Below are 16,084 nucleotides of genomic sequence, written 5' to 3'. Positions count from 1 at the left end.
AAAAGCATAAAAAACAGAGTATCCGCCATCCAATGATTCGATTGGCGGATACTCTGTTCAATTCTTATTCATGGTTTACAGGTTCATACGGACGTTTAACGCTTGTCATTATTAATGAACAAAACTATTTCCGTGAACGTTTCAACACCCAAAGGTAAAGAGCAGCAACACTTCCTAAAACAGTATAGCCTACAGTTGATAGGGCACTTTGTTTAGACCCTGTTTTCGGATACTCTTTCACCGTTCCACTTTTTTGAGGGTTATAACTCTCTGTATAACCGTTCGTTTGAGTGGTATGTTTATTATTTACTAAGACCACTTTTTCAGTAATCGGCGATTCGGGTTTCGGTGTTTTAGGCTGCTCCACAATGTCGGTTGCCGTCTGATATTCTGGCGGAATCGGCGGTACTGGAGGTTCGCCTACTGGAAGCAGCGGCTTCAGCTCTGGCTGCACGGGTATCTTCGGCATGACCGGAAGTTCAGGCACCACTGGTATTTCGGGCAAGACTGGCTCCTCAGGCATAACCGGCGGTACTAAGTTCGGATTCTCAGGCACGGTTTCATGCTCTGGCGGTGTCGGAGCAATCGGCATGACCGGCATCGCAGGAACGTTTGGTACTTCTTGCAGCACTAATGGTTTAGGCGGCTCAGGAACAACCGGCGGCACAGGCTCATCGGGAACCTTTTGATACTCTGGTTCCGTTGGCGGTGTCGGTTCTATAGGCAGTACCGGATACACTGGCGTCGCCTTTGTTGAATTCAAACTCAAGCCCCAATAGCCTGGATAATAGACATCATTCGTCGCTACTTTAATGACTTCACCCGGTTTCGCCGTAAGCTCATGATAATAGCCAAATACGGTCGCTCCAGCCATTTTAGTTAATAGCGTCAAGTATCCATATTTATTGGCTAATTGATCAGAGGAAACTGCCGTATTCGTCAGATCGTTCAAAAACTCGCGATTATTTTCACCAAGATCAACCTTTTTGCCGCTTATCAAATCAACGGCATCTCGCTCGATTGCATTCACACTAACTACTTGATCCTGCAGATTTTTCAGTGCCTGCGGACCGCGGTTAGAAGCATTAAATGTTTTAAACGCTTGAACATAGAGATCGAACGCCTGATTGAATTCACTGTCACTCAGTTCTTTTGTCCTTTTCAAAGCTGTTTTCCATTTATCAACTAGTTCAGGTGTAATCTGAATAGCTACCTGATCACTATTCGATGCATTAAATGATTGCTTAGAAGTAAAGAGCGGCGGAATCGCATTTAAAATATCTTGTTCCGTCGGTGTCCGCAAGCTTTCTGGAATGTTGCTGGTCGTCGCATTCTTTGCTTGTTCCGGATCCCCCTCAAATGAACTTGTAAAACTGAAATCGAACCCTTGTCCTCTCAGATTTTGACTAAATCCATTGGGTCCCTTTGCCCCATTCGTAACGGACGGCACCGTTTGAAAATAGATTGGCACGGACGAAGTAATTGGCAAATTCTTATAAAACGTATAGGTCTCTGTAAAAACCGGTATCGAATTCGTTAACTTATCTTTTAATGTTCCTTCTGGTATCGCATTTTTAGAACGATATGTGTCCATCAATTTGACCATGTCGTCTCCACTGGTAGATAAGCCATACTCAAGGTAGGCTTGCATACCCGTGTAATTGGTAAACAGCGAATAAAGGTTGAAGGAATTATCCCAAGAGCTTGGCATTGTATAATGACCGGCCAATAAATGATCATTTATTGTCGCCATCTTCTGATCATAATCGGTCTTTTGACTATGATAAGTAGCCAGATCTGCTTGGTATTTTGTATAGGCCGTATTGAACGCTTCGTGTAAACTCTCGTTGGATTCCACCACTTTTTGTCGTTCGGCTAATTCATCATTATAGGTTTGTAATTGTTCCTTGTATGTATTTAATTTTTCTTGATAGGCCTGTTGTTCTGCTTGGTAGTTGTTGGTCGCGTCTTGATTGGATTGGATAACCTCATCACGATTTGCAACGGCTTCAGAATACTCTTTCAATTGTTCCTCGTAAATCGCCAGTGCAGCCTGATATTGCTTTAAGGCCTCTTTATACTTTTCATCCATCTGGTTATTTCCCGCGATTACTTCGTCCAGATGCTGATGATACTCAGACAATAGCTTTTGATAATTCGCCAGCTCTTCCCGGTATTTCGCCATCTTTTCTTGATAATCACTCAATAGTTGCTTTTGCTGATCTAAGGCTTCATTATGCTGCGCTAATTTCGCTTCATAATCTGCCATCTGAGTATTATACAACGCCATATCTTCGTTAAACTTCTTCAGCTCGGCCTGAAAAGCACTTGTCGCTTGTTCATTCTCTTGCTGAATCTGCTTATTAGCATCAACTTTTTCTTGATACTGTTTACTTTTTTCTAGGAAATCAGCTTGATTCTTTTTATACTCCGCTAATGCCGCCTCGTATTTCCCTTTGTCCTTAAAAACAATCGTATTCTCTGCTGCAAATACCTGCGTCAAGGGACTCGCAATAGATAAACTCAACGCTGCTATGGTAAAAACAGCTAGGCTTTTCCTTTTTCTATTCATATACTCTATACTCACCCCTAGTTGGAATTGGCTTTCATCTTCTCTATGTTCACTCTAAAAAAGAAGCAACAAGTCAAATAGCAAAATAAATACTGCAATAATAAATTCCCACATTGTGAATTACATAATGAGAACTTTTCACAAGAACACTCTTATTTATGGCTTATTTTCTATTTGAAATAACTTTACTATTGTCATATATTAACCATATATTTGTGTATTGCAAGTAAAAGCGTTTGCTTTCGATTTGTTTTGTTCTTATAAATCTATAAAATGCTGTTAAACAAGCTAAAACCTAATTCAATCAGTTATTTTTTTATTTATGACGAAAATGACTAGTTTGAGGCATTCAAGCCCCCGTTCAGTTAGATTCAAATGTCCATTGCTCTTTACGATTAAAATCTTACGGGCTGAAAGCAGATACGTTTTCGTTTTTCGCAGATAGTTTAAATTACAACTATTTATTTGACAACTAAATCAGAACAGCGTATGCTGTTGATAGTTAAAGTTACAACTATTCATTTTTCAAGAAAGAAGCGGATACCATGTCATTAAATCCTCAACAAATCAGCGATACAAAAAGAGAGTTCCAAGAAAATTTCGAACAGACCGGACTCAGCATCGAACAAATCGCTGTTGATCTAAACACCACTCCGGCAATAATCGAAGATACCTTGAATTTGAATGTTAGCCGCATCGAAGATCCTTGGGTTCTGAAAAACTATTTGGAGGCCGAACTTTCAGCACAAGGAAAACCTGCTGTTCCCTTCACCGCATTAGTCGGAGATTATCATCGCCATTGGTTTTTAAACAGCCGCCGGATCGACAAAAAGAAACTTGGCTAATCGTTTTTAACACGATTAACTTTAAAATGAAGAATGAAGACTTACCTCATTTATTGCTAGAAAAATAATCCTCGTAATGTAGAATTTTTTTCATTTAAACGAACAAAAAAACACAGACCTGATTAAAAAAAATCAAGTCTGTGTTTTTAAGTGTCTTTGTTTGCCCCAGCGCATTGAACATGCTAAAAATAATAGACTATTTTGATTAAGAAAGAAGGAGTCTTAGAGATGAACAAAGGACGCGTAGAGGCATTTTCTGACGCTATCGTAGCCATCATTATGACTATTATGATTTTAGAGTTTAAAACCCCTCATGATTTTCACTGGACAGCAATTTTGGAGGATCTGCCTTATTTATTCGCTTATGCTGTCAGCTTTTTCTTTATCGCGGTGGCTTGGTACAATCATCATTACATGTTCAGCCTGACCAAACGAGTAACTAAAAGCATCTATTGGATCAACAACATTTGGCTTTTCACTATGGCGATGATCCCTGTCGCAACAGCTTGGGCAGGTGAATTCATGCTGTACCATGCGCCTGAATATTTCTATCTATTGATTTTTACTTTGTGGAGTATGGCTTATTACTGGTTAAGCCGAACCATTGACCGCGTGAACCATGAGGCTAATACTGAGATCAGTCAAAAAATCAAGAAAATGGGACCATACTTTTATATGGGAAGTATCTATTTTCCATTGACCGTTTTTGCAACGGCTATCGGCATTTACTTCTATCCGCCGATTGGCCTAATTGCGACATTGATTGAACTGATTGTTATGGCTTTTTGGACCAATGACGATAGTGATAAAATTTTTAGCGAAACGGCGGAATAATCCCCCTGCCAAATAGCCTTCTGCACACACGCGGAAGTTTTTTTTATTTCTTTCGTTTTTTGTTCTTTTGACTGCCGCCTTTTTTCTTGCTGTTGCGCTTACCGCTACTCGTCTGTTGACTTTGCTCTCTTTCGCGATTGTTAATCAGACTAAGTGCTGAAAGCTGTCGGCCGCTGAGTGGACGATTATTCGTTGGTCGTTTGGGAGTTGATTCTGTTTCCGGCGGATCAGCAACACCAATCGCACGATCTTCTTTTATTGAGGCGGATTCTGGTTCATGGGACTCCTGCTGTACTTCATTAGATATAACTGGGGGATCAAATACTGGATCTGCTGCTTCCGCCGAATCAGCCGGACGCTCAACAAACAAGACCTCTATATCTGCCAGTGTCTTCCCTTCAGGTAAGTGCGCCTGGATCAAGACTATCGCTTCTGCATCACTCAACGTTCTCGGATCAAACCCGTGAGGCACCATGATAGTAAGTGTTTCCTTCGCGTCTTCTGAATTTTGGACAGACTCCTCCAATAATTCTTGCGATTCCTCATGATGCATGACATCGGCACTTTCTATATAGTCAAACTTCACAAGCTGGGCAAATTTTCGGCTGCCATTCTGCTCAAATATCGTCAATGTCGTTAATACTTTTAGTAAGGCCCGCGTTTTTTCTCGCGCCTCTTCCTTCGACATCGCCGGATCAATATTCCTTAATATCCAACTATGTTTCTTCCCGCTGGCCGCTTTAAAAACTGAAACAAGATGATAGCCATATTTAGCATCTTCCTTTGCTAGTGCATCTTCTGCGTGCAGATATTTACAAATTGAACGAGCTTCCTCGGAAAATTGAAGGTATTCCCTTCTATTTTTAAACAAGCGATTGACCACTTTATCAAACTCGCCGCCTTTGAAATATGGCTTGAAATAGCAAAGATTTTTACGCAGCACTTCGCTTGGTTCAGCATGCAAGAATAATTCCCGCACCAATTCTATTAAAAACTCTGAATAGTCGCTGAGGACTAAGGCGTTCTTGACCATGATCGCAACAGCATACTGGATCACATCAGAAACATTTTGTGTGTTTTCGTAATAGCTGCTGATCTTTTGCTCCAATGTGTTGCGTTTTGTAACAAACAATTGTACCTGGCTTAATGGTTTGGTCTGTACGTTTTTCTTCATGACATTTCCCGTCCTCTCGTTCTTGTTCGCGCTTTCATAAACGACTCAAAAACATCATACCGCTAAGAACCCTAAAAGACGAACCCGGTTTTTTACCAAAAAATTAAATATTTTGCAAACTCGTTCGCTTTATTTAACAAAAAAAAGTGCCTATAAGGTTGATCTAATCACCTTTCTAGACACTTAATCCTGTTTCCTAAAACATTCCGCTTATCCACATACTTGCTAAAACCACGACTAAAACTACAGCGGTAAAAACAATAACGATCATTGTTTTTGAGAGTAGATCCTTCCCTAAGCTGCGCTCCTGCCGCTTTTCTTCGACATTGTCCCCATCCATGTAAGCGACAATCTCTTTATAGGTTTTGATATTCTTTTCTTTCTTGATTTTTTCGATTTTGATCGCTGCCCACATACCGACCATCCAAAGAACTAAAGGGATCACTAGCCCTTTATCGCCTAGAAACTTCCAAGCTGGGCCAAATGAAATCGCTGCTGCTCCAATCGTCCCCATCATAATGTAACTGTACTTATCCATCTCATCTTTTTTGATCACTTTTTTCATCGTTTCCACGTCTCCTTTGACAAGTTCATCTAAAGTCACGTCGAAAAGAACACTCAACAATAACAGATTATGAATATCTGGATAGCTCCGTTCATTTTCCCAATTGGAGATTGTTTGGCGCGAAACGTAGATCTTTTCCGATAATTCCTCTTGAGATAATCCCGCCGTCTCTCGTAATTTTTTAATCTGCTTGCTTAAATTCATTTCATCCGCTCCTTCATCCTCACCATAAAGTTTTTCACCAATCCTCACCAGCAAAACTCTTTATCATTAGGCCTTTTCCACTTGTCAAAAGTCTTTGTCAACCTTGTATTTATTGATTTAACAACGTTTTATATTAGAAAATCATCGACCAAAAATATTCATCGCTCCATGTAACAACATGGTCGAATAGCAATTCTTTGTTTTCCAACGCAGCAATCCCAGAACCAATCCATAGCGCAATCCTGTAATCATCTTGCAAATCAGCTCTTGCATGAGATCCGTTTCCACTCGAGAGGCAGGCGAATCAAAGTGGCCAAGATACCAGATGCCAAATAAACCATTATTGGATGTTTAAAAATAACAGACAACAGATTCCATAAATAGCCAAGAGGCCAATTGGTTTGTAAAATCCGTCCGCTCTAAAAATCGAAAACAGTCCTGCTTGATCCCGAACCTCAGCAGTTAATGCAATACTAGTAATCCACACATTCTGAAAAGCACCCTTTGCCTCATTTCAATCTCCATTGACCTGCAAGTTTTATGTCAACACTTTGTAACTTATTTCCCTACCTAGTAGTTGATCCACCTCGTTCAATCGTTTCAAAAATCTCGATTGGCGGAGTCGTCATACATTTCGAGATGACCTGAGCCATTTCTTCAGGGGACTCCTTCGCGCCGTTTCGTATCCAGCGTTTGACGATTGCGATCGCACCGAAATAGATAAATTCCTGCTGCAGTCTTTCTACTTCGGTAAACTCATGGGAATTTAGGCGAATCTTTTTTTGCACAGCAAAGATGTACGCGCGCTCCAGTTTTTCAATAAACTGCGGGCGCCCGTGCTCCCCCAACAATGTTTGGGCGGTCTCTTTTCGCTCATACAGGAATTTCATTACGAACAAACAAGCCTCATTGAAGAATTTTTCTACTTGTTCTCGACCATAGACATCGATTTTTTCCGTCACTGCCCAGCCGACATGATCATTCAAGACCTGTTCAAAATTTGAATAGATCTCATCCTCTACCTCTTCTAAGACCGCGTATTTATCTGGAAAATGATGATAGAAGGTTCCGCGATTGATTTTTGCTCGTTGCGATAGATTCGCTACTGTAATTTTTTCGAAACCAATGTCATTCATCATTTCAAAAAAGGTCTGAATGATATGCATTTTTGTTCGATCCGTTTTATTCGACATATTTTCTCCCAACAATTTGACTTGATTTGTTGAATTTTTGAACACTTGCTCGTGAAGTGTTTAACTTTTGAACACTCGCTGGATTATTGTTCGTTGTTCAACTACTGCTTTCAGCTTAAACTAGGGAACATAAAAAATCAACACAGTGTTCAATTTGGAGGGATCATATGAAATACATTCAAGCAGCAAAGTTAAAAAAGAGTTATCGAACAGCAACAGCAGAAATACCTGCGTTAACTGATGTTTCCTTTTCGTTGGATAAGGGCGAGTTTACCGTCATTTTAGGCCCTAGCGGCTCCGGCAAAACAACGCTGTTGAACCTTTTAGGCGGGATGGATCAACCAACAAGCGGGGAATTATTTGTTCAACAGGAACCGATTCACAGCTACAAAGAAAACGAACTAACGGATTATCGGCGTAAAAACGTCGGCTTCATTTTCCAATTTTATAACCTGATCCCAACCCTAACAGCCCTAGAAAATGTCGCGATTGCTCAAAAAATCGCTGAGAATCCATTTCATGCTAAGGACGTATTAGAGAAGGTTCAGCTCTCTCATCGCTTAATGAACTTTCCTCAGGAGCTTTCTGGCGGCGAGCAGCAACGTGTTTCGATCGCTCGAGCCGTTTGCAAAAATCCGCAGCTTATTTTGTGCGATGAACCCACCGGTGCTTTAGACAGCGAAACAGGAAAACAGGTCTTGCACCTACTGAAGGACATGGCAGTCAACCACGGTCATACAATCATCGTGGTCACTCATAACGCCTCGATCGCCCAAATCGGAGATCGGGTACTCTACTTAAAGGATGGCGCAATCATTGAAGATACTCGTCAAAAGCATCCTTTACAGATCGATGAGGTGAAGTGGTAATGTTTCGTAAAACCTTCCGTGATCTGCGAAAAAACTGGATCAGCTTCCTCTCGGTTTTTCTAATGAGCTTTATCTGTCTGTTTATTTTTACCGGTATTTTCCATCTGAGTCAGCAAATGGACGCAACTGGAAAACAGTTTTCACAGAACAGTCACTTGGCTGATAGTACCTTGTCCCTCACAACTTTCAATGATCAAAAAGAGCAGCGAACGAAAGAGCTGACCCCCATTAAGAAAGTCGCTCGACGCTCGATCGGACATTATCAAAACGATGATCTTTCTTTGACCTTCCTGACCTTTAACCACTCTCGTCTTAGCAGACCGCAAGTGATTCGCGGGGCCAAGCTGTCGGATCAGGATGGGATATGGCTGGATGAAGATTTCTTTCAAGCAAATAAGTATCAGCTTGGAGAGTCTTTCATGATTGAGAAGCAAAAGTATAAAATTTTAGGAACCGTTCGTCAGCCAGAGTTTATCTATCATACAGAAAGTGATGATCAGCCGCTGCCAAATCATAAACGATCCGGCTATGCTTACATGTCAGAGTCGCAATTTGACTCCTTGCCGGTCTACCCGACGCGTCAGCTTTTATTGAAAACAAACAAAGAAAACAACACGCCGTGGCTGGAAAAAGAGTTATCAGATATCTGGGACGCTGATTATCTGCGATTGAGTCATACAAGCGATAGCAGCGGACTCTCGATTTTCTTTGATCGAGTCACTCAGGTTCAGCGATTGGCTTTTCTTTTTTCAAGTCTATTCTTGTTGTTGACACTAATTACACTTGAAGCGACGATGCGGCGCTTCGTCAAACAGCAGCAGCTGCAAATCGCCACACTGAAAGCACAAGGGTTCAGCCGTCGAACGATCTTGCTCCATTATTTATCCTTTGGCATGATCGTGACCTTTTTAGGGTCGATTAGCGGCTGCGTTTTAGGGCCAAAATTGCTCTCCCCTGCTTTATTATCAGCTATCGGCAATCAATTCTCGGTTCCCAAATGGTTGGAAGTCCAGACCACGCTTGGTTATGCCATTGTCGCGCTCGTCACTTTATTCAGTATGCTGATCACTTTGATTCCTGTACTGCCGCTGATCGGTCAACTGCCGGCGACAATCATGCAAAGGCAGTCAAATCAACGATTTAAACGGGTCTGGCTGGAACAAACGAAGCTCTGGTCTTACCTGCCTTTTGCTTTACAATGGACGCTGCGAGATATCCAAAGAAACATTCGCCGGGCTATACTTGGGGTTTTCGGCGCGCTTGGCTGCATGCTTTTATTGATCGCCGCACTTGGGATCAAAGATTCCATTGATTTCTCTTTAAATTCTATCTTTAATGACACTTATCGTTACGAAGAAAAAATCAGCTTTAAAAAGTCCTTAGATCACCAAGAGCAAAACGCGGTCGCTAAAACCATAACTACTGATCATCAGTGGCTGGAGCAGCAATCTGTCAAACTGTTGCAGGATTCGAAAGAGCAGGCTGTAATCGCCACGATTGTTTCAGATGGAGACCAGCTGAAATTGCCCGAACTCGATCTGGAGGATCTAACTGCTAATCAGGTCGGTCTATCTGAAGCATTGGCAAAAAGCCTGAATGTAAAGGCAAAGGATACTCTTTACATCAAACTGCAGCAGCAGATTATTCCTGTATATATTAAAAAAATTGTTCCGCTTTCTGCACCACAAGGATTATTCTTCTCGGAAAATACTTGGAACGATATCGGGCAAGCCTTCGAACCCCAGAGCCTTTTACTACGAGAAAAGGATCAGCTAGCCGCCTCGCCTCTGATTGCCAGCAAAAATGAAAAGCAGCAGCAGTTCAAGGATTCGCAAAAGTTGATCGAGGGTATCTTAATGATTGTTTCTTTATTGATCTTAGCGGCATTGGTTTTGGGAATCACTATTATGATGAACTGTCATTTGCTGATCTTTTCTGAACGTTTTATTGAGTTCGCTACTCTGAAAGTTCTTGGCTTTACGAAGCGGGAAATCTTTTTATTATCTTTTTTGGAAACAGCCTTATTAACAGCGCTTGGCTGGCTGCTGGGGCTACCAGCTGGCAAACTTTTTCTAACGGCTTATACGGCCATGGTCTCGACCGATCAGCAGCAATACTTGCCTCATATCACTTTCCAAAGTCTGGCAATTGCCAGTCTGGTCCTGTTTATCTGCATGCTGCTGGTTCAAGGGTATATAACTGTCCGAATCAATCGAATCGATTTCGCGGTCGCTTTGAAGCCGGCAGAATAAAAAAAACTCCAGCGAATATTCGCTGGAGAATTTTTTATTGTTCAGCTTTTGAACGACGGATATAGTTTTGGTAAAGAATGATACCAACAGCTGAGAATCCGACCGGACCTGCGATCATCCAAAGTGTATCGCGAACGCCGGCGCCTTCGATGATTGGTTGGAAGATCGTGAAGACATTCGCACCCAATACTAATAGGAAGACTACAACGCTGATAGCCATCGTCATACCATGAGATTTGTACACTTCAAATGGACGATCCAAGCCATCTTTTTTCTTGAATTTAGGGAACGCATAGATCAAGAACAAATATGGTAATGTCATTGAAACGTTCGCCATCAAAGTCAAAATGTTATAAAACGCAGATGGGTCTGGTGTAGCGAATGAAGCAATCAAGATGATTGCAACAACGATCCCACATTGTGCCCACATTGCTGTACTTGGCATGCCGTTTTCATTTAGTTCAGTAAATTTCTTAGGCCATAATTTTTTCGGTGTTCCCATGATCAACGTCTTCAATGGAGAATACGTTAAAGTAAAGAACGCGCCGCTATACGCCAAGAACATTCCTAAACCAGTGTAACGAGCAAACCAGTTACCCATACTGATAGCAGCTGCTTGGCTAAGGCCGATACCTTTACCAAATTCAACCCCTAAATTGTTCATCATTACGTAAGAGATATTTCCTAAGTTTGTTGTGTTGCCTGATAAAACATCTTGCCAGTTGGTGCTTACGCCCCAAAGGAAGATTCCTAATGCGTAACCGATTGAAATAATCAAGGCAGAAAGTACGACCGCTTTAGGGAACGTTTTTTCTGGGTTACGTGTTTTATCAACCATCCCACCAACAGCTTCAAGACCGCCGTAAGCGAAGATCGCGAATACCGCGAAACCTAACAAACCGATTGGACTTTGGTAACTAGGATTTGGAGAATGTAAAATGTGGTCGAAAGGTTGAGCCAAATGCCCACCGTTAGCAACCAAAATAATACCTGAAATCACAATAAGAACAACGTTCAAACTAGTTACCGCTAAACCACCTAAGCTAGTGATTTTGACGATTCCTTTAACCCCTTTGATTGAGACTAAAGTCACGATAATCATCCATACACAGGCTAAGATCCCAACGATTTGTGTTGAGTTCATACCAAACATATGTAGTTTTTGTGTTTGGTCACTCCCAGCAAATGCTGTTGTAAAAGGAATCCAAACTTTTGATGATGTTGACACCATCCAGACAACGTATGAAGCAAACCACATGAACGTTCCGATAAACGCGAAACGTGGTCCTACGCTGACTTCCAACCATTTATACATCCCGCTGTTTTCGCCTTTGATCGTTGAACCGAATTCAGCCATCATTAGGGCAAAAGGAATGAAAAATAGTATTGCAGCAACGACATAAAAGACGATTGAGCCATACCCCATCAAGTAAAAGGCTACCGGTCCGTTGGCAAACCCAAATACTGAGGTAAAGATCATCATGACCAGAGCGCCAAGCGTCATGCCTTTTTCTGCTTTGGACATTGAAACCACTCCTATTCAATTTTATCTAGGGCATTAATTAACTCAATGTGCTTCGATCTTATAATAAGTTATTAATTGAACAAGAACACTTTAAATATAAGAAATCCCTAAATAGTACTGTACAATGAAAAAACACAGAGCGCAAGAAACACGAAAGTCCTTGAATATTCTGAAAAGTCTTACAATATCATAGACCAAGGTCATTTTATCGCCAGCGAAACTAAATGATAAAATAACGAAAATAAGAAAAGAATAAACGTACTATTTTCACTTGTTTTTTTATCTCATTTCACCAATTGCTTAAAACTACGTTATATCAAACCCAAAATACTTTTCAAAAAATTAGAAAGCGCTGCCTATTTATCTCATAAATTTTATTTAAAATTAAAAAAATACAGAAAAATTGTCACCGATATTTGATTAATCACCGATTTAAATGAGTGCTTATTTGAAAACCCGCGAAAACAGCACATTATTATGGCAATAAGATTTGATTTATTTTATCTTATTGCCATCTTAAACACATGAATAATCAATCGTAAAACGAGAAAAATCTAATTTTATTATTTTGATTTTTGTAATGTTTTTAGTCGCAAAAAAAAGAATCTCGACCGAGACTCTTTTCTAGTTTCATAAGTTAGTCGTTTAACTTCCGCCAAAAATTATTACGATTAATCAGCAGCCACGCGACTGACAGAATAGCCAGCCAGATCACGACACCGCCGTTTAATAAAATTGGATTGATGTCCATCAGGACCGCGACAACATATAACGCGATCAAGATAGCCCCGACAAATAAGGTTCCGAACATCCACAGCATTAGGCCATAATTCCCTACCCCGCGTGTGAACAGCTGGCTGACGTTTGTCCAGGTCACATTCAGCAGCCGGTAATCACGACTGAAGAAATGCAGCGACATCAAGTATGTTCCCCATAATATCCCAACAAAAAAAGGAATAAGCAGGAATAGCGGCATCTTTAAAACCAGTCCGATGATCAGCCCGACGCCGCCCGCGATCATCATTTGAATCTTGCATCCGACCCAAAATTTTTGCCGCAAATATCTTCTTATGGACAAAGGCAGCGATTGGATAAAAGAAAAATTCTCGCGATCCAATGAGATCAGGTTGCTGACAAAGGAGGTTTGATTCAACATAATACAGGCAAAAACGATGCCGCATACGAAGAAGACTCCCATAAATTTAGGTTCCAATGTTTTGAGACTGACTGGAGTGGTAGTCACCATAGTTCCCACCATCACGATCGGCATGATCAATGACGATGTTAGAACCTGCATGATCAGATTCGGATTTTTCAGCAGCTGATGATTATAGCTTTCCAACTGCTTCTTCAGCGTTTGATTGAGTTTACGTTTTCGGGTGGTTGCAATCGTATGGGACCCTTCATCGCTGAATTGTTCATATAAACTAGGAACAACAAAAAATCTAAGTGCTAGTAAAAACAGCCCGGTTAGGACGAGCAAGCCAACTAAAGTCAACAGTCCTCTTGCTGTAAACAATCCATGCATCACTTGATAAAATGGCATGAAGATCGCAAATGCCTGTCGATCAACCATGCCTGCTGAGTGATCGACAGTATTCTGAGAAAAATTAATCATCAAAATCCCGCCGACAGAAACGACCATTGAAAATCCTAGCATCAAGCTGGTAAACAATTTTTTATGTTGGCGAAACAGCTTGGTCTTCGTCATCCCAAAAACAATCAAGCTGCAAAGACTGAACAGCAAGATGAAGAAGATGAAGAACAATAGTATCGCGCCAATCACCGCAAACACGATGGAATAGCCGCTCTTAAAGGCCGTCAGGAAAAATAGAATCAATAGCGGCAGCAAAAATGGCACGATCGTCATTCCCACCGCTAAAAACTTCGCGATAAACACTTCGCTCTGTTTGATCGGCAGTGACAGATAATCCTGTAAATCCTTGCTTTCAAAAAAGACATTAAAGATGGCCGACAAGGATTGGGAAAAGCCGATCAAAGCAAACAAGGTCATATAATAGGTGAAAAATCCAGGCAATTTGGCAAAGTCGATCATCACCATCGTGACTCCGTAGATCGCTAGAAAAATCACGCCGGATAACAGGTATTGCTGAATGATCCCGCGGATAACCTGCTTCCCCTTACGCCCTTTTTTGCGGATTTGATTCGTAGAAGATGGATTGACATACAGCATATTTACCGCAATCAATCGCTTGATGATCCCGCTATTCATGCGCATCCCCCTCAATCTCGGTTATCAGATCGCCATCCGCTTGGCGGCCCGCCATCTTGAGGTAGACACTTTCTAAAGATTCATTTGGATAATCCTGCAATAGGCTGTCCACCGAACCATTGTAAATCAATTCGCCCTTTTTTAAGATAGCTAACTCATCGCATAATTGCTGCGCAGTATCCAACACATGGGTAGAAAAAATGACTGTTTTTCCTTTTTCCGCATGCCGTTTGATCATTTCCTTCAAGTCAAAGGCCGCTTGCGGGTCCAAGCCCTGCAAGGGTTCATCTAAGATCCAAATATCAGGATCAGGCAGCAGCGCCCCGATGATGATCGTTTTTTGCCGCATCCCATGGGAGAAGCTTTCTAATGTCTCATCCTCATGGCCAATCAGATCAAACAATTCGATCAGCTCCTGCCGCCGATGGTCTTGTCCCTTTAACTCATAGGCCGCCGAGATCAGATCCCAGTATTCATTTGCCGTCAATTGCAAAAACATATCCGGTGAATCCGGCACATACGCGATTTTTTTCTTGATCGCCAAACGATCCGCCTTCAAATTCTTGCCATCAAATAAAATTTCGCCGCTTGTAGGCTCAATGATACTCACTAAGCTCTTGATCGTGGTGGATTTTCCCGCGCCATTGTGTCCCAAGAAGCCAAAAATCTCGCCTTCCTTGATCGTTAGGCTCAAATTATCCAACGCCTTTTTCTCTCCATAAACTTTCGTAATTCCCGTTAACTCAATCATCGCTTCATCCCCCTAGGTCATCTTTTGATTGAAAAATGAGTTTTTCCTGCTGCTATACTGATTATTTTTCATTATCACTAAAAATGGTTTACTTTGATTCTTTGTGAAAGACAAAACGGACATCTTCTCTTCTATTGTAGTAAACACTTCCAAAAAGGAAATGATTTTGTCCTGAATTGCGCCAACCTTTGTAATTACTATACGAGAAAAGACTGGCTATGACAATAAACTCCAAAAAAAAACACTCATTTGAGTGTTTTAAGCTTTAAGCGGAACCCAAATCTCGATGACCGAGCTTTCGCGATTCCAATGAAATTTTTCGTCATATTTTTCAAAATGCAAAAAATTGGTCTGCTCCAATGACAGACCCAGTTTCGGTATGAGCCCTTGATAAATATCTGCATAAGTAGAATAGATGTGCGCCATTGCCCCTCGATGTTCTACCACCAAATACTTGCAGGCTGGTATTTCTTCCAAAACAAAGTTTGCCGGCACCTTCGATGTGAAAGGAACCGCACAATAGTAAATCAATCGGGCTTCCCGACGTTTCATAAAGGCAAACTTTGTCCAAGCAGCATTTTGCTGGCTCAATCCGTTGCTTTTAAGCTGCCGATAAAACGTCGGCCAAAATGACAGGCAGCGTTCTAGATTTGTGCTTTTTTGCTCCGTCAGTTCCTGCTCCAAACCAATCACAGAAAAACTAGGCAGTTCTCTCAGCTCGTACTTCATCATGATTTTTTACCCTTCGGCGTTTTCAATTAGTTTACCTGAAACGGCCTAAGAATGAAATTGCGTATAATAAAATATAATAGCAATTAACTGCTGATCAACTACAGAAGATCGGCTAGTTAAGCTTAACTAGCCTTCTTCAAATCTTGATTATTATCAGAATTGGATGCTTGCTGCATTTTGATTGCCTTAGCTAGAATTTGCTGTTTCCGTTGTGCTTCGAGCGCATTGATTCGCTCCCAATAGCGCAATTTTGCTTGGGCATTTCTTTGTTTTCTAACACCCATCAACACGACAAGACTAAGGATCAATAGAATAAGGATCATCATCTTTATCAC

The 16,084-nt window shown here is 41.2% G+C and carries 14 protein-coding genes; 4 read left to right on the top strand and 10 right to left on the bottom strand.

Annotated features, from left to right (window positions below; translation table 11 throughout):
• Positions 1 to 124 precede the first annotated feature (124 nt).
• Positions 125 to 2,572: a coiled-coil domain-containing protein gene (locus PGP85_RS01385; RefSeq protein ID WP_270325614.1), complete on the bottom strand. Its 2,448-nt coding sequence runs from the start codon at positions 2,570 to 2,572 to the stop codon at positions 125 to 127.
• A 545-nt stretch (positions 2,573 to 3,117) separates the two neighbouring features.
• On the opposite strand from PGP85_RS01385, the gene PGP85_RS01380 reads away from it, so the two are divergent.
• Complete coding sequence (locus tag PGP85_RS01380; protein ID WP_270325613.1) at positions 3,118 to 3,417, top strand: DUF2316 family protein; 300 nt, start codon at positions 3,118 to 3,120, stop codon at positions 3,415 to 3,417.
• 228 nt (positions 3,418 to 3,645) lie between these two features.
• Positions 3,646 to 4,251, top strand: coding sequence for a TMEM175 family protein (locus PGP85_RS01375; protein ID WP_090406460.1), 606 nt, complete (start codon positions 3,646 to 3,648; stop codon positions 4,249 to 4,251).
• Between the two features lie 43 nt (positions 4,252 to 4,294).
• Here the strand turns inward: PGP85_RS01375 and PGP85_RS01370 are convergent, their stop codons facing one another.
• From PGP85_RS01370 to PGP85_RS01355, 4 genes are all read right to left on the bottom strand, one after another.
• Positions 4,295 to 5,425, bottom strand: coding sequence for a hypothetical protein (locus PGP85_RS01370; RefSeq protein ID WP_270325612.1), 1,131 nt, complete (start codon positions 5,423 to 5,425; stop codon positions 4,295 to 4,297).
• Between the two features lie 196 nt (positions 5,426 to 5,621).
• On the bottom strand, positions 5,622 to 6,194 hold the full coding sequence (locus PGP85_RS01365) for a helix-turn-helix domain-containing protein (protein ID WP_270326117.1): 573 nt from the start codon (positions 6,192 to 6,194) through the stop codon (positions 5,622 to 5,624).
• A 141-nt stretch (positions 6,195 to 6,335) separates the two neighbouring features.
• Positions 6,336 to 6,521: a CPBP family intramembrane glutamic endopeptidase gene (locus tag PGP85_RS01360; protein WP_270326115.1), complete on the bottom strand. Its 186-nt coding sequence runs from the start codon at positions 6,519 to 6,521 to the stop codon at positions 6,336 to 6,338.
• Between the two features lie 239 nt (positions 6,522 to 6,760).
• Positions 6,761 to 7,387, bottom strand: a complete 627-nt coding sequence (locus PGP85_RS01355; protein WP_270325611.1) for a TetR/AcrR family transcriptional regulator — start codon at positions 7,385 to 7,387, stop codon at positions 6,761 to 6,763.
• Between the two features lie 167 nt (positions 7,388 to 7,554).
• Between PGP85_RS01355 and PGP85_RS01350 the strand changes: the two genes are divergently transcribed.
• Both PGP85_RS01350 and PGP85_RS01345 read left to right on the top strand, forming a co-directional pair.
• Positions 7,555 to 8,256 (top strand): ABC transporter ATP-binding protein, encoded by a 702-nt coding sequence (locus PGP85_RS01350; protein ID WP_270325610.1) that lies wholly within the window; start codon positions 7,555 to 7,557, stop codon positions 8,254 to 8,256.
• Positions 8,256 to 10,508, top strand: a complete 2,253-nt coding sequence (locus PGP85_RS01345; RefSeq protein WP_270325609.1) for an ABC transporter permease — start codon at positions 8,256 to 8,258, stop codon at positions 10,506 to 10,508. Before PGP85_RS01350 ends, PGP85_RS01345 begins: the two co-directional genes overlap by 1 nt.
• Positions 10,509 to 10,542: 34 nt before the next feature.
• Here the strand turns inward: PGP85_RS01345 and yjeM are convergent, their stop codons facing one another.
• From yjeM to PGP85_RS01320, 5 genes are all read right to left on the bottom strand, one after another.
• Positions 10,543 to 12,033, bottom strand: coding sequence for a glutamate/gamma-aminobutyrate family transporter YjeM (gene yjeM / locus PGP85_RS01340; RefSeq protein WP_010742017.1), 1,491 nt, complete (start codon positions 12,031 to 12,033; stop codon positions 10,543 to 10,545).
• 637 nt (positions 12,034 to 12,670) lie between these two features.
• A complete protein-coding gene (locus tag PGP85_RS01335; protein ID WP_270325608.1) occupies positions 12,671 to 14,266 on the bottom strand; it encodes an ABC transporter in 1,596 nt (531 codons plus the stop codon).
• Positions 14,259 to 15,017, bottom strand: coding sequence for an ABC transporter ATP-binding protein (locus tag PGP85_RS01330; RefSeq protein ID WP_010742015.1), 759 nt, complete (start codon positions 15,015 to 15,017; stop codon positions 14,259 to 14,261). The genes PGP85_RS01335 and PGP85_RS01330 overlap by 8 nt, the downstream gene beginning before the upstream one ends.
• A 258-nt stretch (positions 15,018 to 15,275) precedes the next feature.
• Positions 15,276 to 15,749, bottom strand: coding sequence for a GyrI-like domain-containing protein (locus tag PGP85_RS01325; protein WP_270325607.1), 474 nt, complete (start codon positions 15,747 to 15,749; stop codon positions 15,276 to 15,278).
• Between the two features lie 122 nt (positions 15,750 to 15,871).
• Positions 15,872 to 16,075: a hypothetical protein gene (locus tag PGP85_RS01320; RefSeq protein WP_010742013.1), complete on the bottom strand. Its 204-nt coding sequence runs from the start codon at positions 16,073 to 16,075 to the stop codon at positions 15,872 to 15,874.
• Positions 16,076 to 16,084: the final 9 nt, after the last annotated feature.

It is taken from the genome of Enterococcus malodoratus, from assembly GCF_027659535.1.
Lineage (GTDB): Bacteria > Bacillota > Bacilli > Lactobacillales > Enterococcaceae > Enterococcus_A > Enterococcus_A malodoratus.
The sequence above is the reverse complement of the archived record's forward strand: the minus strand, read 5'-3'. Positions and strand labels throughout refer to the sequence as shown.